Genomic DNA, 19,600 nt, shown 5'->3' with positions numbered 1-19,600 from the left:
GCCGCCGTCTTCAGGGAGACGGCGGCCCCTCTTTGCTGCGTGGTCCCTCCGGGGAGCGGGGGGAAGGTGTTTTTGGCTGCGGCGGCGTGGGGGCTGGGCGCGGCAGCAGTGCGACCGCCGCCGCCGGGACCGCCGCGAGGACCAGCCACGGAACCGCCAGGGGCAGGCCCGTGTCGAGGAGGGAGCCGGTGGCCGCGCTGCCGACGAGAACGATGAGCCCCGAGACCGAGGACAGCGCGCCCGTGTAGAGGCCGAGCCTGCCGTCCTCGGCGAGGTCGGGCACCCAGGCTCGGGCGGCGGGCGCGACCAGCATCTGGCCCAGGGTGAGCAGGATGACGTAACCGGCCACGGGCAGGAGTCCTACGGTTCCCGTCCATCCGGCGGGCCGGGCCGCTGCCACGACCGCGAACCCTGCCGAGATGAGCAGCAGCCCCATCGCCATGGACAGCCGCAGGTCCAGCCGGTCGCCCGCCCAGCGCGTGAGGGGCAGCTGGGCCGTCACGACCAGCAGCGAGGAGAGCGCGAACAGCCAGGCCAGCGGCGCCTGTGAGCCCGCCGCGCGCGCCACCTCGACGGGCAGCAGCTGGTACAGCTGGTTGTACGCCAGCAGATAGGCGCCGTACGCGCAGCACAGGGCGAGGAAGCCGCGGTTGCGCACCAGGCGCCGGAGCCCGCCCCGGCTGCGGGTGCGGGCCCGGCCGGGGATGTGCTGCGGCAGCAGCCAGGCATGTCCGGCCAGGACCAGCACGAAGACTCCGGCCCCGGCGAGGCAGACCGCGCGGAAGTCCACGCCCAGCAGCAGCGCGCCGAGGAACGGGCCGAGGAACGCGCCGGCCTGGCCGGCCACGGTGAACAGGGCCAGCACGTGGGTCCGCGGTCCCTCGCCCGCCTCCTCCCGGCACACGGCCTGCCGGGCCACCTCCGACTCGACGGCGGGTGAGAAGAGCGCGGCGGCGAACCCGATCAGGAGCACGGCCGCGACGACCGTCCCGGTGGACTGCGCGTAGCCGAGCCAGCCGAAGCCGGCGATCCGCAGGACGCATCCGGCGAGCACCACCGGGCGGACCCCGTACCGGTCCGCCAGTACGCCGCCCACCACGAACAGGCCCTGCTGGCTGAAGGTCCGCAGCCCCAGCACCAGCCCGACCAGCCAGCCCGCCATGCCGATCGCCGTGCCCAGGTGTTCGGCGAGGAAGGGCAGGACCGCGAAGAAGCCGATGTTGAAGGCGAGCTGGGTGAGGACGAGCAGGCGGAGCAGCGGCGAGAGGGAGGTGAAGGTCCGCAGGGCGGAGAGAGTTCTCCTCTTACGGCGGCCCGGCGTCGGCTCAGACATCCCGCCGCCGTATGCGAAGGGCCCGGGGCCACCGGACGCCGCCCCCGGCCGTGACCGCCACGGCCCCCAGCAGGGCCAGCGCGGCAGCGGGAGCCATCGACGCCCAGGGCGCCCGCTCCGCGTACGGCTGGTTCTCGGACAGCAGCAGGCCCCACTCCGGGGACGGCGGCTGCGCGCCGAGGCCGAGGAAGCCCAGGGCCGCGAGAGACAGGGCCACACCCGGCAGGCGGAGCAGGGCGTGGCGCAGGACCGGCGGCAGGACGGCCGGGAGAAGTTCGTGGCGGAGCAGTTGGAGCGGGCCCGCGCCGAGGCCCCGGGTCGCCACCAGGTGGGTGGTGGCCCGCTCCTGCCGCAGCAGGGCCGAGGTGTGGGCCGCGAGCGGCGCCCAGGCGACGGCGGTCACCGCGAGGGCCGGGGTGGCGGGCCCGCTGCCCGCGACCGCGGTGACGAGGAGTGCGGCGAGGACCGGCGGTACGGCGTTGACCGTGTCGACCAGCGGCCCGGAGAACCGCGGCAGCAGTCCCAGAAGTACGCCGAGGACCAGCGCGACCGCGCTGACGGCGGCGGCCACAGCCAGGGTGTCCAGTGCCCCGTGGCCGACCCGGGCCAGCACATCGCGCCCCAGGGCGTCCGTACCGAACGGGTGCGCCCAGGAAGGGGGCCGGAGCCGGGCCGTGGTGTTCAGTCGCAGCGGGTCCCGGGCAAGGCCCAGCGCGACGACGGCGAGCAGCAGTGCGCCGTACAGCAGTGGCGGTGTCGTGGGCCGGGACGGTGTCGGGCGGTGCAGTGAGGGCAGCGCGTCGTCGCGCAGGGCCGGGCCGATCATGAGGCGCGTGGCGAGCCGGGCGAGGCCGCCGACGGCTGCCGCCAGCACCACGAGGGCCAGGGTGCCGGCCTGCAGGACGGGCAGGTCCTGCGCCACCGCGGCCTGCAGGGACAGCCGTCCGAGCCCCGGGATGTCGAAGACCTGCTCCACGGCGACCGCGCCGCCGGTCAGCCCGACGACGAACAGCCCCACGTTCGGCAGGAGTCCGGGCACACAGCGGCGCAGTGCCTGCCGTGCGATGCTCCGCCCGCGGACTCCGCGCGCGGCGGCGGCCAGCGCCCACGGCTCGGCGAACGCGCCCGGCAGCAGGTCGTCGAGCATCCGCCCGAGCAGCGCGCCCGCGGGCAGGCCGAGCGAGAGCGCGGGCAGCACCATCCACTGGGGGCCGTACCAGCCGAGGGCGGGCAGCCAGCCGAGCTGTACGCCGACGACGGCGGCGAGCACCGAGGCGGTCAGGAAGTCGGGCAGGGTGGCCAGGATCGCCGACCCGGTGCCCGCTGAGCGCCGCTCGTCGAGCCGTCGCCCGGCCCTGAGCCGCAGGGTCCGCGCGCACACGGCGACCGCCGTGACCACGGCGACGGCCAGCGCCGCGCCCATCAGCAGCAGCGAGACGCCGAGTGCCTGGAGGACGGACGGCGTGACCTCCGCGCCGGAGATCCACGACCGGCCCGCGTCACCGTGCAGCAGCCCGCCGAGCCAGTCGCCGAGGAGCTTCGCCGGACCGGCGTCCAGGCCGAGCCGGTCCCGGATCGCGTCCAGTACCTCGGGGGTCGGGGCGCGTTCGGCGGACCGCGCCTTGAGCACGGTGAGCGCGGGGTCCGTGTGGGTGAGCCACGGCAGCAGCCCTACGCCGCACAGCAGAGCGGCCACGAGGGCGGCGCGCCAGAGCAGCACCGGCGCCCCGCCTCGTACGGCGGCCTTGAGCACGTGTGCAGCCGCCCGTCAGCGCCGGGTGCCGACGCCGACGAGGCTGCGCTCGTACGGGTCGAGCAGTACGCCACTGACCTCGGCGCCGACGCCCGTGATGATCCGCTGGTGGACCAGCGGCACGACGGCGTCCGTGCCGAGGATCGCCGCCTCGGCGGTCATCGCCGCGTCCTGCCGCTTCGCGGTGTCGGTGACCGACTCGGCGTCGGAAACGGCCTTGTCGACCTTTTTGTCGCACAGCAGAGCCAGGTTGTAGCTGCCCTTGCAGGTGTAGTCGCTGGCGAGGATGGAGACGGGATCGCCGGTGTCGAGCATGGTGTTGCGGGCGGACACGAACGCGTCGAACTTCCCGGCCAGCGCGTCGCTCTCCAGCCGTGAGTACTCGCGCACCTCCAGCTTCACCTCGAACCCGGCCTTCTCCAGCTGCTGCTTCAGCACCTGGGCGACCTCGGGCAGCTCGGGCCGGTTGTCGTACGTGGCCACGGTGAGCGTTTTCCCGTCGGCGGCGCCCGCCGCGGCCCGGCCGGCCGGCTTCACCCGCTTCTCGGCCGCCCAGGTCAGGGCGGGCCCGTAGATGCCGACGCCAGGATCGGCGTGCCCCTCGTAGACGCCCTTGGCGAGGGCGGAGGTGTCGATCGCCTCGCGGGCGGCGGCCCGTGCCTTCGGGTCCTTGAGCGCGCCCGACCTGGTGTTGAGCAGCAGGCTGGTGGTGCGGGTGGTGGCCGTCTCGCGGCGGGTCGCCTTGTCGAGGGAGGCCGCCTGCGAGACGGGTACGGCCTCGGCGATGTCGGCCTCGCCGGTGCGCAGTGCGTTGGTACGGGCGGTGCCGTCGGCTATGAACTTCGCGTCGACGCCGGAGGCCTGGGCGCGGCCGCCCCAGTAGTCGTCGAAGCGGTCGAGGGTGGCCGCGGTGGTGCCGGTGACCTCGGTGAGTTCGAAGGGCCCGGTGGCGGTGCCGACGGGGTTGACGGCATCCTTCTCGGCGTACGCGTCGGCCGAGAGGATCACCAGGCCGGGGCTGGAGAGACGCAACGGCAGGGCGGGGTCGGGCTCGGCGGTGGTGACCCGCACGCGACCCTCGCCCGCGGCCTCGGCGGTGAGCGCGACGCCGGACAGGGCGGCGGTCACGGGGTCGGCGCCGGCGGCACGGGTGAGGGCCGCGGCGACGGCCTTCGGGGTGACCTCGGTGCCGTCCTGGAAGGTGGCGTCCCGCACGGTGAACAGCCAGTTTCGGTCGTTCTCACGGCTCCACGACTCGGCCAGCGCGGGGGCCGCGGCGCCGTTGGCGTCGAGGCGGGTCAGGCCCTCGGTGACGCCGAGCCTGCTGAGGAGGGTGGCGTCGGCGCCGTACGGGGAGAAGTTCTCGGCGGGCGGGAAGGCGAGCGCGACCCGCAGCCGGGAGCCTTCCGGGCTGTCGGAGGACGCTTCGCCGCCGCCTGCGGCGAAGCAGCCGGTGAGCAGGGGGGCGAGCAGCAGTCCGGCGGCGAACCGGCGACGGCGCGGCGATGAGAGCATGATTTCTTTCATTCGTGGGGGACGTCGTGCAAACGGGACGCGCCGTCGGGGCAGGGGCACGCCGTCAGGGCAGGGGCACTTCGAAGTGCACGATTCCCTGGCCGCCGCCCGTTTCCCCGCGCTCGTCGTGGACCGCGTCGCCCAGCGAACGCCAGAACGCCTCGGCGCCGGGTACCGCCGGGTCGGTGTGCAGATAGGCGGAGCGATAGCCGGCGTCGGCGACCGCGAAGTCGAGCAGCCCGCCCACGAGCCGCCGGGCCAGGCCCTGCCTCCGGTCCTCGGGGCGGACGTACACCCGGCGCAGCTGCGCGGTCTCCCCGGAGGGGTAGCGCTCGGCGACATGGCGCGGGTTCGGCGGATGGGCGGGACCGCGGGAATCGAGCGCGGCGGTCGCGGCCACCGTGCCGTCCCGCTCGTCGACCGCGACCAGCAGGGTGTGCCGGACGGGCGCGAGGTAGGCGTCGTGGAGGTCGATGATGTCCCGGTGCCAGCGAGGTACGTACCCTGTACCGAAGTCCCGGTACACGGTGTCGAGCATCACGGACCGGGCGCCGTCGACGTCGTCGGGGGTCGCCGTTCTTATGCAGTAGTCGCGCACTTGCGCATCATATGCATTAAGGCTGCGCGGGTCCGTCCGGGGGCAGGCCGGTCCGCCGCCACGATCCCTTCCACACGACCCATACATGGCCGTCGGGGCCGTGGTGCACGTTCAGTCCGTCGACGACGGCGAGCAGCGGCAGGTTCTTGGCGCCGGCCTGGTCGACCGCGTCCAGCGAGACCGCGACGTCGTCGGTGGCCGCGACGGTGATACCCGAAGGGTCCGCCGTGAGGACGATCCGGCAGGTGTCGGCGGCGCTGCGGGCCAGCAGGCACCTGCTCGCGGAGCAGCCGGCGTCGAGGACCGGGGAGACGAACGACAGCGGGGCATCGATCACCTGCGTCACCGCCACGGCGGCCGCCTGGGCCGCGAACTCCCCGTCGGCGCGGGCGAAATGGGCCGTGAACTCCATCTCCCGGACGGGTTCCATCAGCCCGTGCTCAGTGAGCAGCGCAGGTCCGTCCGAGGAAGCGTGTACCGGCGATCCCACCGCCAACCCTCCTCGGCCAGACAGTCGTACGAACAAGTGGTGCGGCCAGGGTCCGGGGCAGCACGGTGACTGTACGTCCACAACACCCCCGTGAACAGGACATGTTGAGCAAACACAAAGACCAAAAGTCAACAGCTGCAGCCGAAATTCACTGAGGCGAGTGAATTAGATCTTGCAATAGGTGCGGTATGGATCATTCCGGCGCGGCAGGGGTAGCAACCAAGATCGGATACGTCTGCCCTCGTCGAGGTGGAACCTGTGCCACCAAACCGCCGTGACCACCCCGCTGGACCGTCCGAGGGCTGCGCCCCGGAGCCCGGACTCAGCGGTGCGGAGCAGTTACGACCACCTCCGGCGAACCCCTACGCCCACAGCTATCGGAGCGATGGCTTCATGGTCGTCGAGGCGCTGGGCGAGATCGACATCGCGACGGCCGGCGCACTGGGCGAGCACCTGGACGCCCTCACCTCGGGCGGCGTACCCCAGGTCGTGGTGGACCTTCGCAGGGTCGACTTCTTCGACTGCTCGGGGCTGCGGGTGCTGTGCCGGGCCGACCGCCGTGCCAGGGAGCGCGGCGGCACCCTCCGCGTGGTCTCCGACCAGCCCCGCATCCACCAGCTGTTGCGGGCCTCGGGCCTGCTCAGCCGCTTCCCTCCCCTGGCGGAACTTCCTCCCGCATCCCGTCCGGAAAGCGGCTGAGGAGATCTACCGAGCTGTCGTCCCGAGCCGTTCGAGATACGCGTCGAGGGCGGCCGAGCCCCGCAACCGGGTCAGGCTGCGGTGGTACAAGCTGCGGTGGTACAACTCGCGTTCACGGCGTCCCAGTTCAGTTCGTACGCGGTCGGGGCTCCCGCCGGCGCGCAGTTCGGCCACCGCGAGGTGGGGGTCTGGAACATCACCGCTTCCGGATGACGCCAGGGCCGGCGGAGACGGCCCCACTCCGTCTCCGCCGGCCCCTGTTGCGAGGTCACGTGGCGCTCCGCGACGGGACTCGCACTCCCCATCCGCATCCGCGGGTCTCCGTCGACGCACTCGGAGGGCCGCGCGACCCCGGTCCCTCAGAACGTGAAGACGGTCATCCCGTAGGAGTTCTTCACGCACTCGTTGGAGAAGGTGCGCTCGTAGGAGACCCGCTTGCCCTGCCAGACTCCGTCGGCCGTGACGACGACGGGATCGTATTCACGGGTGCACAGGACGTCGGGTCTGGCGGGCAGGGCGTCGAGGTCCCCGCCCGCCGCGCGCAGTTCGCCGCAGGCCGACGCCGCGGCCGGATGGGTCCCCGAGGCCGTCGGCGCACAGCTCAGGGTGGCCGCGCGTTCAGGTGTGGCTTCGGCCGCGATCTCACCGTGGCCCACGGTGAACACCAGGGACGAGGGGGCGTAGAGCGAGGTCGGCGAAGGGGTGGCGAGAGCGGTCCCGGTGAGGGGACCGCAGACGGCGGTGGCCGTCAGTGTGATCGTCGCTGCCCAGCGCGCGGTGTTCGGCATTGTGTGCATCCTTCCGCTCGGTCGGTCGCCGCGTCGGCTCTGTGGTGCCGGTGCGGCGAGCGCGAGTCTGCCGAGTCCACGACGGAAACACACGTCGACCCCACGCGTTTCAGTAACCTTGCGTATTGAATCAGTGGCGCGAAGTTACGGAACTCGAACACGCGCCCCTTGGAACGGAGCGGGTTCCGCGCCGCCACAAGGACTCGCTGGCCGAATATCCCCTGCTCAGCAGGGGGCCTGAAACTGGCCTGAAACGTTCCGCTTCCCGCTGGACGCCGACCTCTTGCGTTCCCACGGCATCGGCGTAATCGTACTTACATGATTACAACCGAACAGCACGAGAAATTGCGCGGCTGGTTCGCCGGCCGTCTGCCCGACGATCTCTTCGAGAGCCTCGGCGAGATCACGATCGACCGCGAGGAGATCACCGTCGTCGGCCGCATCCCCGAACCCCGGCTCGCCGAGGGCGCCTCGGACACCGAGCGGGAGGCGGCTGTCGGCTCCCGGATCCAGGAGTTCCGCGAGCGCACCCGCGACGCCCGTGTGGCCGTGGCCCGGGAGGCCGAGCAGCGCTTCGAGAAGAAGGTCTCGTGGGGCGTCGAGTGCGGGACCGAGCGCGCCCTGTTCACTCATGTCGCCGCACCCGTCATGACCCGGTTGCGCCAGCCCCAGCGCCAGGTGCTCGACACGTTGATCGCCGCCGGTGTCGCCCGCAGCCGCAGCGAGGCCCTCGCCTGGTGCGTACGCCTCGTCGAACGCCACGCGGACGACTGGCTCACGGAACTGCGAGGCTCCCTGGAGCATGTGCAGCGGGTCCGCGCACAGGGCCCCGACGGACCGGACCCCGCCCCTGAGGACAAGCCGGGCACCGCTCCCGGCGACAGCTGACCACGACTGGTGGAGTGACAGCGACTGGTGGAGTGGCCGCGACTGATGAAGCCCTTGCGGCTGGTGGATCGACCGTGACTGGTGGCGCATTCGTCCACTCCAGTATGTAAAGATGGATGGTTCGTCCACTGGTGCGGTCCTCGGTCCGCCCCATAGCTTCGGTGGATCACCGCACCAAGGGACGGCTTCCCCGCGCTGCGCGCACCCCCGCGACAGCGACACGCCGTCCGGCCAGCCGCGTCACCACGCGCTCCCCCGTCCTGCCGCCCCTCGGGGTGTCGGCCCCTCGCTGGAGCCCCTCCTTGTCCCAGAACTCCCCCGCCACGCCCCCGCCGTCACTCACCGAGGTCGAGCCGTACGGTGTCGAGCGGATTCCCGACGCGGACCGCAGCGCGAGCCCGCTCGACCTCTTCCGGCTCGCCTTCGGCGGGGCCAACACCTTCTCCACCTGTGTGCTGGGGGCCTTCCCCATCCTCTTCGGGCTCTCCTTCTGGCAGGGACTCGCGGCGACGCTGCTCGGAGTGCTCGCGGGCGCGCTGATCCTGTGTCCGATGGCGGTCTTCGGGCCCGTCAACGGCACGAACAACGCCGTCTCCTCGTCCGCCCACCTGGGCGTGCACGGCCGGGTCGTCGGTTCGTTCCTGTCGCTGCTCACGGCCATCGCGTTCTTCTCCATCTCCGTGTGGAGCTCGGGCGACGCCCTGGTCGGCGGTGCGCACCGGCTCTTCGGCCTGGAGCGCGGCGACCTGTCGTACGTCGTCGCGTACGCGCTGTTCGCCGTCCTGGTGCTCGCGGTGTGCGTGTACGGGTTCCGCTTCATGCTGTTCGTCAACAAGATCGCGGTGGTCTCGGCGACCCTGCTGTTCCTGGTCGGCCTGGTGGCCTTCGCCGGGGACTTCGACCCCTCGTACGCGGGGACCTTCACGGCGTCCGCGGACGCGGCGACCCAGGATCTGTTCTGGCCGTCGTTCATCGGCTCCGCGCTGATCGTGCTGTCGAACCCGGTGTCCTTCGGCGCGTTCCTCGGCGACTGGTCGCGCTACATCCCGGCGAGCACACCGCGCCGCAGGGTGGTCGGGGCGGCCTTCCTGTCGCAGATCGCGACCCTGCTGCCGTTCGTCTTCGGCCTGGCGACCGCGAGCATCATCGCCGCCAAGGCTCCGGAGTACGTCGATCCCGCCGCCCCGAACTTCGTCGGCGGGCTGCTGGCCATCTCGCCGAGCTGGTTCTTCCTGCCGGTGTGTCTGCTCGCGCTGATCGGCGGCATGGCGACGGGCACGACCGCGCTGTACGGCACCGGGCTCGACTTCTCGTCCGTGTTCCCCCGGCTGTCCCGGGTGCGGGCGACGGTGCTGGTGGGCGTGCTGTCCATCGCCTTCATCTTCGTCGGCCGTTTCGGCTTCGACCTCGTCCAGAGCATCTCGACGTTCGCCACGATGATCATCACGTGTACGACGCCGTGGATGGTCGTGATGATGCTGGGCTTCCTCACGCGGCGCGGCTGGTACGACCCCGACGCGCTCCAGGTCTTCAACCGGCGCCAGCGCGGCGGCCGTTACTGGTTCGCGCACGGCTGGAACTGGCGTGGCATGACCGCCTGGTGGGTGTCGGCCCTGCTCGGTGTCCTCTTCACGAACATCCCCGGCCAGTTCGTGGGCCCGCTCGGTGATCTGGCCGGCGGTGTCGACATCGGCCTGCCGATCTCGATGGCCGTCGCGGCCTTCTTGTTCCTGTCGCTGCTGTGGTTCTTCCCCGAGCCGAGAGCGGCGTACGGGCCGGAGGGCGCGCGGCTGGTCCGTACCGTCGACGTGCCGGTGCCGCCGATCACCGGGCCCGGCGCCGAGGCCGAGGCCGAGGCCGAGCACGGGATGAGCCGGAGCGCCAAGGCGGCCGAAGGGTCCTGAGAGCCTGCGGCCGGGACGCCTGCGGCTGAACTCCGCTCGGCCTTCGCCCGCCTTCGACGACTCTCGACCGCTCTCGGCGGCTCTCGACGGCTCTCGACGGCGAAACCCGGACAGCTCCTGCGGAAGGGGTCGCCGGCACCGGTCGCCGCGTCAGGTACGCCCTCGTGCTGGACGGATCTTGTCCCGCTCGTCAGGATCGTCGCGGGACCGTCGCGGTCTTCGGCCGCGCAGGCGCTCGGTCCTGGGCCGGAGCGGCACGATCTCGACGACGAGATCCAGGGCGAGAGGCGGAACGTACGGATGACGAAGCACTGGGCGGACTTCCAGTACGAGATCTATCTGAACGGGATGACCGGCGAGGTGCCCCGGCTGCCCACCGACCTGAGCCGGCTGGAGGAGCTGACCGAACAGCGGCTGGGGCCCGGCCCGGTGGGCTATGTGGCGGGCAGCGCGGGAACCGGCAGTACGGCGCGGGCGAACCGGGCTGCGCTCGACCGCCGCCGGATCGTGCCGCGCATGCTGCGCGACGTGCACGAACGTGACCTGTCCGTCGAGGTGCTGGGGCGCCCGCTGCCCGCGCCCCTCGCGCTCGCACCGATCGGTGTCCTGTCGATCATGCACCCGGACGCCGAGTCGGCGGCCGCCCGGGCCGCCGCCGCGCAGGGCGTGCCGTACATCCTGTCGTCGGCGTCCAGTACGCCGATGGAACAGGTCGCGGAGGCGATGGGCGAAGGGGAGCGCTGGTTCCAGCTGTACTGGGCGAAGGACCGCGAGGTCACGCTGAGTTTCCTGAACCGGGCGAAGGCGTCCGGGTTCACCGCGCTGTTCGTCACTCTGGACACCCCCCTGCTGGCCTGGCGTCCGCGCGACCTGGACCAGGCGTACCTGCCGTTCCTGCACGGTGTGGGTACCGCCAACTACTTCTCCGACCCGGCGTTCCAGGCCGCTCTGGCCAAGCCTGTCCATGAGGATCCCGACGCGGCGGTCATGCACTTCGTCGGGATGTTCGCGGATCCCGCGAAGACATGGCCCGACCTGGAGTTCCTGCGGGACAACTGGGACGGCCCGATCGTCCTGAAGGGCGTCCTCCACCCGGACGACGCCCGACGGGCCGTCAACGCCGGGATGGACGGCGTGGTCGTCTCCAACCACGGCGGCCGCCAGGTGGCCGGCGCCGTCGCCGCCGCCGACGCGCTGCCCAGGGTGGTCGAGGCCGCCGGGGACCGGCTGGCCGTCTTCTTCGACAGCGGGATCCGCACCGGCGACGACATCTTCAAGGCGCTGGCACTGGGCGCCGAGGCGGTGCTCGTCGGACGCCCGTACGCCTATGGGCTGGGCCTCGACGGCCAGGCCGGCGTCGAGCACGTGATCCGCTGTCTGCTCGCCGAACTCGACCTCACCCTCGCCCTGTCGGGACACTCCGGCCCGACGGGCCTCGGCGCGGACGACCTGGAGGAGGGCCCCGCGTGACCGCCGCGCGACCCGCCTCCGTGAGGTCACGCCGTAGCGCACAAGGTCACAGAAAGCCGATGACCGACCTCACCAGCAACAGGGGCAGCGGATCGGCGGGAAGCGGGCCGGAGTCGTCGACCGTGCCGGCGCGCCGCACCGCGTAGGGGCTCGACGCGGAGGGGGACGGCTCCGCCCGGTCGCCCCGCTCCGTCCCCTCGTCCCGCACCGTCACGTCGCCCCGCACCGTCACGTCGTTCCGCTCCGTCCGGTCGTCCGGCTCCGAGGACCGCGGCCCGGCGTCGCACGTGGGCTCGGCGCACGCCGGGGCCGAGCCGATACGCGTGTCGGCCGCCGAGGGGTCGGCAGCCTGCGGGCTGGACGGCGCACCCGTGCCCGCTATCGACAGCGACTCGGGGGTCGCCTTGGTGTCGTCGGTGAGCCAGCGCTGGGCATCGCTCCTGTCGCGGATCTTCACCACCACCTCCGCCTCCGCGTCGTCCGAGGAGGGAGCGACGGCGAGCCCGGCCTGCCAGCGGGTCAGCAACTCGCCCTGCACGGTGAGGTCGTAGCGCACGTCGTCACCCCGCGCGGCGGACGCGGCGGCGCAGCGACCCAGGATGACCACACCGGCGTCCACATGCGAGTCCAGGCACAGCTCGGGATCGGCGGCGCTGCGCAGAAGCCCGTCCTTCTCGTACGACCACTTCTGTGTCCGGGCGGCTGAGCAGGTGTCCAGCTCCGTGCCTGCGCCGTCCTTCGCGGTGCCGCCCTTGATGTCGAGACAGAGGTTGGCGTCGAGGTTGCGCAACCGGGTCCGGACGGGCCCGGTGGGGAGCCCCGCCGAGTCGGGCGGGGACGACGACCTGGCGGGCGGTGCCTGCCCGCCGGGGGTGAGACTGCTGGTCGCCCCGGCGGAGGAGGAGGGATCAGCGCCGCCGTCGTCCTCCGGCCAGAGGCTCGCGACGAGGACGGTCGCGAGCAGCGCCGCCGAGACGAGGCCCGCTCCGGTGAGGAGGGTCTTCGAGTGCCGCGGGCCGGGTGAGGAATGCCGTCCCTGCCTGGCGGAGAACGGGGACAGCAGAGGGGTGCGGCCGGCGCTGCCCGCGCGTCTGCCGGTGTGGCGAACGGACCGGATCCCCGAGTGACGACGGCTCGGTCGCGATTCGAGATATCGACGGGCACCCCAGCCGAGCACGCTCTCGGCGAGCAGACCGCCGAGTCCGCCCTCGAAATGGCTCAGTTGCTCGGCCGCATAGCGGCAGTAACGGCACCCCAGCAGATGCTGCTGCACATCGGGGAGCAAGACACCGCCGCGCCGAATCGGAACATCGAGGAGTCGGTTGTAGTGGCGGCAATCCTGGTTCGGCGCGAGTTCGTGATGCGCCCGTACGCAGCCCTCACGGAATTTCTCACGGGCCTGATCCAGGGCCACCGACGCGGTGTCGGCGTCCATACCCAGGAGACCGGCCGGTACGGATATGTGGTCGGCCTCGACCTCGGTGTGCCAGAGCAGGCACTGGGCAAGTCCCGGCAGAGACTGGAAAGAACGTTCCGCGAGCTTGCGATTCTTCGGTGTCATGGACTTCGTCACGCGCATGCCCCGGCCCCCGGACGGTTTCCGGAGATCGGGCAGTTCCTCGGATATACGGTCCTGCGCGGACCACACCTCGATGATGTCCCGTACTGCCACCAGGAGCTGGGGACGCAGGGCGACGACGGACCCGGCGTGCCGGAGGCGTGCCAGCTCCTGCTGGAAGGCGGCCGCGGTGACCATGGAGGCGACGTTCGCCGAGGAAGCGAGGCAGATGACCGCGTAGTCGTGCGTCGGCTGCCAGTGTCGCGCGAGTAACAGCGCGGCGGAGTGGGTGAGTTCGCCCTCCGGCTGTGCTCCGAGGTGGGCCGTGAGGATCTCGTCGGATTCGCCGGGGACGGCGTCGAAGCCAGGCGGATACGGCGGGCGAGGCGGGTGGGGCGTGTGCACTGAGCGGTTTCCTTCCAAGGCACAAGGTGGCACACAGGAGTTCCGACCGCCGAAAAGGAGCTCCTGTTGGTGCGTACCTCTTGGGCAGGGCGAACGGAAAGCGGCCGGGCGTTCGACCGCTCGGCGTCCGTCAGCCGTGAGCCTTTTGGGCCTGGCGGCACGATGGAATCCCGAGCAGTGAATCAGACCTGGTCATTGGCCATGTGCGCGGACGTTCACCCTTGCACAGGTCGCTCACACCCAACAAGGCGCTCGGGCTACTTCAACAACATTCCCGTATTGACAGTAAGTCAGTGTTCATCGCGGTCAACTCGGCTCGGGCGCGGTGGATTTCGCAATGGTATTCGTTGCCAAGCACCTCGTGTATGCCGGGCAGGGCGCCGAACGTCAGGCGGGCGAGCGTCACTTCAGCGGGGCGGGGCCTCCAGACGCTGCTGGGCAGTTGGCCCGGACCTGGACCGCGATGACGTTGGAGGTGGTGCCGTCGTACGCGGGCGGCAGTGGTGAAGGCGATCCGGTACCAGCCGAGACCGCCCGGCAGGAAACCGGTCCCGCTGCCGGCGCCGTGGTCCGTGGTGGGGGTGGCCCGATGCTCCAGTCGTGCGGCACCGCGATCCGGCGCCACCGCGAGTCGTCGTAGCCGGGTTCGGCGGCCCGGGCGTACGCGTCGGCGGGATCGGTGCCGTCGGACGGAACCGTGCTGCCGGAGGGCTCGACGAGCGCGAAGCGCCAGCCGTCGCGGAGCGGGACCGAACGCCCTCCTGTCGCGGTCCGGGCCCGGTACTGAGCCCCCTCGGCGGCCCACGTGTCCGAGGCTCCGGCGAGGACCACCGGAGTCGCTGTGCCTGCGATCAGTAGAGACCTACGAGTCACCGTCACGCGTTTCCCTTTCACCAAGGGCCCACATCTACTCACAACCAGACGTGAACAAACAGATTCTGACAGCGGGACACACGCGCCCGTCAAGACTCCGGTAAGCGCATTCTGTCCACCCCGGCACGTCGGCCCGAATCCCGCCGTGACGGACGGGCCTGGCAAGGCGGCCTGTGCCCGGGTGCGGAAACCGGTGCGCCGTGTGCGCAGAACGCCGACGCACTACGCTGGAACACAAGTGATGCACCTGTTCACCGTGAGTGTGCGCAATGGAGTGGCGGCGATGTGACGAGCCACAGCGATACATCGGGCGACGACCCGGGCTACCCGTTCGACGAGACCTGCACGGCAAAGGCCGTCATCGACAGTGACGGCATCGTCGTCGAGTGGAACGAAGGTGCCCGGCGTCTGCTGGGCCGTGCGGCGGCCGATGTCGTGGGGCGGCCCGCCGCGGACCTGCTGGCCCCCGACACCGCGGCCCCACGGCGTCCGTCGGCCGAAAACCGCTGGAGCGGCACGCTCGGGCTGCGTCACGAGGACGGCCGCACACTGTGCGTGTGGCTGCTCGCTCACCGGCGGCGGCCCGCGCTCGGCGACCGCAGCGACTGGCTCGTGGTGACCCCGCTGGACGACGGGGACCCGGTGACGGAGGACGACTCGCTCGCCGCCACGTTCCTGGACCAGGCACCGTGCGCGACCGCGATCTTCGACGAGCAACTGCGGCTGCGCAGGGTCAACGCGGTGATGGCAGAGTTCATGGGCCTCCCGGAGGAACACATCCGCGGACTGCGGATCCCGGAGATCGGCGGCAGACCGCAGAACGAGGAGCTGGAGGGGCACATGCTCCGGGTACTCCTGACCGGGCGGCGCGCGGACGTGCAGACATATCTGGGCACCGCCCCGGAGGGCCGTGCCCAGGCCTGGCTGGCGCGGATGGCACCGCTGACCGACGACGAGGGCCGCGTCCGCGGCGTCTGTCTGTCCGCCCACGACTTCACCGAGCAGTACCTCGCCCGGGAGCGCCTGCAGCTCGTGAACGAGGCGAGTATCCGTATCGGCTCCACCCTCGACGTCACCCGTACGGCGCAGGAACTGGCCGATGTCTGTGTGCCCGCGCTCGCCGACTTCGTCAGCGTCGACCTCCTGGATCCCCCGGACCGCGGGGGCGAGCCGTACACCGGAACGGTCGTCGCCCCGGTGAGTCTGCGCCGCGCCGCCCACCGGTCGGTGAACCCCGGCGATCCGGAGGCGGTGACCAAGCTGGGAGAGATCGACGCCTATCCCGCCGGTTCACCGCAGGCCGACTCCCTGCTGGCCGGCCGGCCCGTCGTGGCCGCGGATCCCGGGACCACACTCACGGAGTGGCTCGCCTGGGACCCGGTGCGCGAGGCTCGCGTCAGGGAGCACGGCATCCACTCGACGATGTCCGTGCCCGTCCAGGCCCGTGGCGCGACCCTGGGCGTCGCCGTCTTCACCCGGTTCCGGCGGCCCGACCCGTTCACCGCCGACGACGTGCTGCTGGCCGAGGAGGTCACGGCCAGGGCTGCCGTCTGCATCGACAACGCCCGCCGGTTCTCCCGCGAGCGCGAGACCGCGATCGCCCTGCAGCGCAGCCTGCTGCCCCGGTCGCTGCCGCGCACGGCCGCCGTCGAGGCGGCCTCGCGCTATCTGCCCGCGGCGCGGGCTGGGGTCGGCGGCGACTGGTTCGACGTGATCCCGCTGTCCGGGATGCGGGTCGCCATGGTCGTCGGAGACGTCGTCGGGCACGGGCTGCAGGCGTCGGCCACCATGGGCCGGCTACGGACCGCCGTGCGCACCCTCGCCGACATCGACCTGGCACCGGACGAACTGCTGACCCATCTCGACGACCTGGTCGTCCGCCTCTCGGCGGAGGCGGGCGGCGAAGGAACCACGGGCGAGGTCGGCGCCACCTGCCTGTACGCGGTCTACGACCCGGTCTCCCGCCACTGCGCACTCGCCCGGGCCGGTCATCCACCGCCGGTGATGCTCCCGCCCGGCGGGCCGCCCGAGGAGATCGACGTACCGCCGGGGCCGCCGCTCGGCCTGGGCGGGCTGCCGTTCGAGTCGACCGAGCTGAGACTCGACGAGGGCACCGTCCTCGCCCTCTACACCGACGGTCTCGTCGAGAGCCGCGAGCGTGACCTCGACGAGAGTCACGCCCTGCTGTACCGGGCGCTGGCACGGACCTCGGGCTCCCTCGACGAAACGTGCCACGACATTCTCCAGTGCCTGCTGCCGCCGGCCGGGTCCTCGGACGACGTGGCCCTGCTGCTCGCCCGCACGAAGGGCCTGCCGACCTCCCAGGTCGCGACCTGGGAGGTCCCGGCCGACCCGGCCCTCGTCGCCCCGATCCGCAAACAGGTCGTGCGGCAACTGGAGGTCTGGGACGTGAGCGAGGTGGCGTTCACGGCCGAGCTCGTGGTCAGCGAACTCGTCACCAACGCCATCCGGTACGGCGAACGCCCGATCCGGCTGCGCCTCATCCACAACGCCACCACCCTGATCATGGAGGTGTCGGACTCCTCCCACACCGCGCCGCATCTGCGCCGCGCCAAGACGTTCGACGAGGGCGGCCGCGGTCTGCTCCTGGTCGCCCAGCTCACCCAGCGCTGGGGCAGCCGCCACACCACCGAGGGCAAGACGATCTGGGCGGAACTGACGTTCGGCGAGGCGTGATGTCCCGCGAGGACTGCCACACGCCACGCGCCACGGGGCCTGCGACCGGATGGTGTGCCGCCCGGCCGACGCGCCGCCTCGTCAACGGCCGCCGCCGTAGCCTCCCCCGGCGTATCCGCCCCCTCCGTATCCGGAGCCGCCGTATCCGGAGCCGCCGCCGTAACCTCCCCAGCCTCCCCCGCCGTATCCGGAGCCACCGCCGTAACCACCTCCGCCCCCGTAGCCGCCGCCGAATCCGTCGTCGTACCAGCAGGAGTAGCCGTAACACGTCCCGGCGGGAGCGGAGGTCGTGGGCTGCGGGGTCGGGGACGCCTCGGTAGGCGTGGGCTTGGGCCTGGGAGGCGGCGGTGTGCGGCTGGGCTTCGGCTCACTGTTCGGTGTGGGCGCGGCGGCGCCGCCGTTCGTGCCGCCGTTCGTGTACGAGGTGATCCACTCCATCTGGAGCGAGTCCACCGACGGGTCGATCTCCCAGCGCTGGGCTCGTCCGTCGCTGAGCGCCTTCAGGACGAGCCCCGACTCGTCGTCCCCCGAGACGGGGGCCAACGCGAGCGTCGGCCGCCCCAACGGCACCAGGTTCCCCTTCAGGGTGAAGTCGTAGCGGGCGTTCGCCCGGTTCTCCTTCCCCTCGCACGCCCCCAGACGGACCGAGGAGGGGAGCCGTGAGTCGAGGCACAGGTCGTCGTCGGCCAGGCTGCGCAGCAGACCGTCGCTCTCGTACGACCACTGTTGCCGCTCCGAGGAGGTACAGGTGGACAGGACGACCTCCGTGCCCCCGCGCACCTTGCCGTCGGCGATACCGACGCAGTCGCCGCTGCCCACGTTGCGGAGCCGTCCACTCAGGGTGCCGGGTTCCGCGTCGCCGGCGCCTATCCCGCTCGGCCGGCCGGCCGGTTCCTCCGCCGCCGTGCCCACGCCTGAGCCCGCGTCCGAGGACGGCGCCGGGTCGCCGCCGCCACCGGACCACAGGACCAGCGGCACGAGAACGCATCCGCTGACAGCGAGTACGGCCAGGGCGAGATTGCGGCGCCGCCGCGGGAAGCGGCTCCCGGGATCGCCGGGGCGGGCGTCCGCGTGCGGCGGAAGCCGCAGGGCGTGGCGGGGGCCGGAGCCCGCATACGCCTCGGAGCCGGGGCGAGGACTCGTGCCGGACCGCGGGCCCGCGCCGCCGAGAGGGGAGCCGGCACCGGGGTACGGGGCCACACCGGGGGCCGGCCCGGCACCGCGGTACGAGGCGGCACCGGAGTATGGACCGGCACCGGCCTCCGGGTCGGCACCGGCTCCCGGGCGGGCACCGGAACCTCGCTCGGAATCGGTACGCGCGTCGCCGCCGCCGGCACCCACGAGGGGCCCGGGGGCCGGGTGAGACCCGGCAGCCGGGCCTGCGAACGCGACGGAACCCGCCGGAGAGCCGGTGTCCGGACGGGAATCGGCTCCCTGCCCGGGACTGCTACCCCATACGGAGTCGGAATCCGAGTAGAGGTCGACATCGGAGTCGAGGGGCGCGTCCACAGAGAACGCCTCGCCCGAGGCACGCCCGGCGCCCGGCTGAGGGCCGACCGCCCGATGGAAGCCCGTCCCCGGGCGAAGGCCGGTGAACGGGCGGGGCCCCCCTTCCGGGGCCGTGGACATCACGGGCCCGGCCTTCACCTCCTCGCCTCCCTCGCGGCGTCCGGGCCTGGAGGCGAGATACGGCCGGGCCGCCCACCCCAGCACCCCCTCGGCCAGGAGGACAGCCAGTCGACCGCCCGACTGATCCAGTTGCTCAGCCGAGTGCGTGCAGTGCTCGCAGCCGGCCATGTGCTGCCGCAGATCGGGATCGACGCTGTTGCCGCCGCGCCGGAGCGAGACGTCCAGGAGCCTGCTGTAGCGGCGGCACTCGTCGTCGGGGGCGAGTTCGCGATGGGCTTCGAGGCAGTACTGGCGCAGCAGCTCCCGTGCCCGTTCCAGCCCCCGGAGCGCCTCCGCGACGGAGAGACCGAGCAGCCGGGCCGGCACGGCGAGTTCCTCCGCCTCGGCCTCCGCGTGCCACAGAAGGCAGCGGGCGGCCTCCGGCAGCCGCTGGAACGCGAGGGACACCAGGCGCCGGTTCTCCGTTGGAAGAAGCCGCGCCGAGGCGTCCCCGTTGCCTCCGTTGCCGTTGTCCCCGTTGCCGTCCGGGGCGGACTGCAGCTCGGGGTGGAGCATCGCCCGACGATTGTCCGCGTCCCATTCGCCCGCCATTCGGCGCACGGCGACCAGCAACTCGGGCCGCCAGGCCGCCCTGGGCCCGACCTGCCGGACCGATTCCCCGAAGAGGCGGGTGAATGCGGCGGTGGTGAGCATTCCCGCGTACTGCACACCGTTCGTACACAGCCGGGCGTACGAGAAGACGGGCGCCCAGTGCCGACCCAGCAGTTCCCCCGCGGGATAGCGGGCGGGCGTCTTGCCGGACCCCTTCTTCAGCTCTGCCGCGAGCCGTTCGTCGGTCGTTTCGAACAGGCTGCCGGTTGCACTGCCGGTGGCGGCAGAATTCGGCGGGGTCGCGTCGTTCACGTGCACTTTCCTCCATGGCCCCTTGCAGAATTAGTCCATACCAGGAGGTATGGAAGTCGTTGTCTGCACGCTGACAAGCTGCACTTTGACACAGCAA

At 72.0% G+C, this 19,600-nt stretch carries 13 protein-coding genes and 1 pseudogene; 5 read left to right on the top strand and 9 right to left on the bottom strand.

Annotated elements, in window-relative coordinates; genetic code table 11:
* Nucleotides 1-10: 10 nt before the first annotated feature.
* From AB0D14_RS21375 to AB0D14_RS21355, 5 genes are all read right to left on the bottom strand, one after another.
* On the bottom strand, nt 11-1,333 hold the full coding sequence (locus tag AB0D14_RS21375; protein ID WP_362781277.1) for an MFS transporter: 1,323 nt from the start codon (nt 1,331-1,333) through the stop codon (nt 11-13).
* Nucleotides 1,326-3,086: an ABC transporter permease subunit gene (locus AB0D14_RS21370; protein ID WP_362781275.1), complete on the bottom strand. Its 1,761-nt coding sequence runs from the start codon at nt 3,084-3,086 to the stop codon at nt 1,326-1,328. Before AB0D14_RS21370 ends, AB0D14_RS21375 begins: the two co-directional genes overlap by 8 nt.
* 15 nt (nt 3,087-3,101) lie before the next feature.
* Entirely contained in the window at nt 3,102-4,601 is a 1,500-nt protein-coding gene (locus tag AB0D14_RS21365) for an ABC transporter substrate-binding protein (RefSeq protein WP_362781273.1), read from the bottom strand.
* Nucleotides 4,602-4,665: 64 nt separating this feature from the next.
* Nucleotides 4,666-5,199 (bottom strand): GNAT family N-acetyltransferase, encoded by a 534-nt coding sequence (locus AB0D14_RS21360; RefSeq protein WP_362781271.1) that lies wholly within the window; start codon nt 5,197-5,199, stop codon nt 4,666-4,668.
* 16 nt (nt 5,200-5,215) lie between these two features.
* Nucleotides 5,216-5,689, bottom strand: coding sequence for a hypothetical protein (locus AB0D14_RS21355; RefSeq protein WP_362781269.1), 474 nt, complete (start codon nt 5,687-5,689; stop codon nt 5,216-5,218).
* Between the two features lie 258 nt (nt 5,690-5,947).
* On the opposite strand from AB0D14_RS21355, the gene AB0D14_RS21350 reads away from it, so the two are divergent.
* Nucleotides 5,948-6,388, top strand: coding sequence for an STAS domain-containing protein (locus AB0D14_RS21350; RefSeq protein ID WP_362781268.1), 441 nt, complete (start codon nt 5,948-5,950; stop codon nt 6,386-6,388).
* A 359-nt stretch (nt 6,389-6,747) separates the two neighbouring features.
* Here the strand turns inward: AB0D14_RS21350 and AB0D14_RS21345 are convergent, their stop codons facing one another.
* A complete protein-coding gene (locus AB0D14_RS21345) occupies nt 6,748-7,176 on the bottom strand; it encodes a protease inhibitor (RefSeq protein WP_362781266.1) in 429 nt (142 codons plus the stop codon).
* 318 nt (nt 7,177-7,494) lie between these two features.
* Between AB0D14_RS21345 and AB0D14_RS21340 the strand changes: the two genes are divergently transcribed.
* The 3 genes from AB0D14_RS21340 (at nt 7,495) to AB0D14_RS21330 (ending at nt 11,438) form a co-directional block, all read left to right on the top strand.
* Complete coding sequence (locus AB0D14_RS21340) at nt 7,495-8,064, top strand: hypothetical protein (protein ID WP_362781264.1); 570 nt, start codon at nt 7,495-7,497, stop codon at nt 8,062-8,064.
* 302 nt (nt 8,065-8,366) lie between these two features.
* Nucleotides 8,367-9,968, top strand: a complete 1,602-nt coding sequence (locus tag AB0D14_RS21335) for a cytosine permease (RefSeq protein WP_362781262.1) — start codon at nt 8,367-8,369, stop codon at nt 9,966-9,968.
* A 300-nt stretch (nt 9,969-10,268) separates the two neighbouring features.
* Nucleotides 10,269-11,438 carry a lactate 2-monooxygenase gene (locus tag AB0D14_RS21330; RefSeq protein WP_362781260.1) on the top strand — a complete coding sequence of 390 codons (1,170 nt, stop codon included), beginning with the start codon at nt 10,269-10,271 and terminating at the stop codon, nt 11,436-11,438.
* A gap of 46 nt (nt 11,439-11,484) precedes the next feature.
* Here AB0D14_RS21330 and AB0D14_RS21325 read toward each other — a convergent pair whose 3' ends face one another.
* Nucleotides 11,485-13,401 carry an RICIN domain-containing protein gene (locus tag AB0D14_RS21325; RefSeq protein WP_362781259.1) on the bottom strand — a complete coding sequence of 639 codons (1,917 nt, stop codon included), beginning with the start codon at nt 13,399-13,401 and terminating at the stop codon, nt 11,485-11,487.
* Nucleotides 13,402-13,890: 489 nt separating this feature from the next.
* A pseudogene (locus AB0D14_RS21320) lies at nt 13,891-14,280 on the bottom strand (beta-galactosidase); the annotation flags it as partial.
* A 279-nt stretch (nt 14,281-14,559) separates the two neighbouring features.
* Between AB0D14_RS21320 and AB0D14_RS21315 the strand changes: the two are divergent.
* Nucleotides 14,560-16,971: a SpoIIE family protein phosphatase gene (locus AB0D14_RS21315; RefSeq protein WP_362781258.1), complete on the top strand. Its 2,412-nt coding sequence runs from the start codon at nt 14,560-14,562 to the stop codon at nt 16,969-16,971.
* Nucleotides 16,972-17,052: 81 nt separating this feature from the next.
* Here the strand turns inward: AB0D14_RS21315 and AB0D14_RS21310 are convergent, their stop codons facing one another.
* On the bottom strand, nt 17,053-19,503 hold the full coding sequence (locus tag AB0D14_RS21310) for a ricin-type beta-trefoil lectin domain protein (RefSeq protein ID WP_362781257.1): 2,451 nt from the start codon (nt 19,501-19,503) through the stop codon (nt 17,053-17,055).
* Nucleotides 19,504-19,600: the final 97 nt, after the last annotated feature.

The sequence above is a fragment of the Streptomyces sp. NPDC048484 genome, assembly GCF_040651415.1.
Taxonomy (GTDB): Bacteria; Actinomycetota; Actinomycetes; order Streptomycetales; family Streptomycetaceae; genus Streptomyces.
This window is presented reverse-complemented; position numbering and strand designations above follow the sequence as displayed.

Excerpts from the sequence above, each read along its gene's own strand:
- AB0D14_RS21375 (WP_362781277.1), bottom strand. The coding sequence starts at position 1,333 with ATGTCTGAGCCGACGCCGGGCCGCCGTAAGAGGAGAACTCTCTCCGCC.
- AB0D14_RS21365 (WP_362781273.1), bottom strand. The coding sequence starts at position 4,601 with ATGCTCTCATCGCCGCGCCGTCGCCGGTTCGCCGCCGGACTGCTGCTC.
- AB0D14_RS21345 (WP_362781266.1), bottom strand. The coding sequence starts at position 7,176 with ATGCCGAACACCGCGCGCTGGGCAGCGACGATCACACTGACGGCCACC.
- AB0D14_RS21340 (WP_362781264.1), top strand. The coding sequence starts at position 7,495 with ATGATTACAACCGAACAGCACGAGAAATTGCGCGGCTGGTTCGCCGGC.
- AB0D14_RS21330 (WP_362781260.1), top strand. The coding sequence starts at position 10,269 with ATGACGAAGCACTGGGCGGACTTCCAGTACGAGATCTATCTGAACGGG.